This is a genomic window from Brevibacillus sp. SIMBA_040 (genome assembly GCF_046535075.1).
Lineage (GTDB): Bacteria > Bacillota > Bacilli > Brevibacillales > Brevibacillaceae > Brevibacillus.
The window spans coordinates 1-365 of record NZ_JAWRXI010000081.1; the positions used below are offsets into that span (position 1 = coordinate 1).

At 52.3% G+C, this 365-nt stretch carries 3 tRNA genes; all 3 read left to right on the forward strand.

Annotated elements, in window-relative coordinates:
- Positions 1–111: 111 nt before the first annotated feature.
- The 3 genes from SB752_RS32050 to SB752_RS32060 all read left to right on the forward strand — a co-directional run bounded on the left by SB752_RS32050 (position 112) and on the right by SB752_RS32060 (position 365).
- Positions 112–184, forward strand: a tRNA-Phe gene (locus SB752_RS32050).
- Positions 185–192: 8 nt separating this feature from the next.
- Positions 193–266: transfer RNA gene (locus tag SB752_RS32055), tRNA-Trp, on the forward strand.
- A 26-nt stretch (positions 267–292) separates the two neighbouring features.
- A tRNA-His gene (locus tag SB752_RS32060) sits at positions 293–365 on the forward strand.

Genomic DNA, 365 nt, shown 5'->3' on the forward strand with positions numbered 1-365 from the left:
TGTGGTGAAGTTGGAGTTCACGCCGGTCTGTCACACCGGAGGTCGCGGGTTCGAGTCCCGTCAGCTCCGCCATTTCTTATCTTATAAGAATGGCTTGTATACAGTACATATGGCTCGGTAGCTCAGTCGGTAGAGCAGAGGACTGAAAATCCTCGTGTCGGCGGTTCGATTCCGTCCCGAGCCACTTTTTATAGGGGCATAGTTTAAAGGTAGAACGAAGGTCTCCAAAACCTTTGGTGTGGGTTCGATTCCTACTGCCCCTGCCATTTTTGAATACAATAGTTGTAACATGGCGGTCGTGGCGAAGGGGTTAACGCACCGGATTGTGGCTCCGGCACTCGTGGGTTCAAGTCCCATCGATCGCC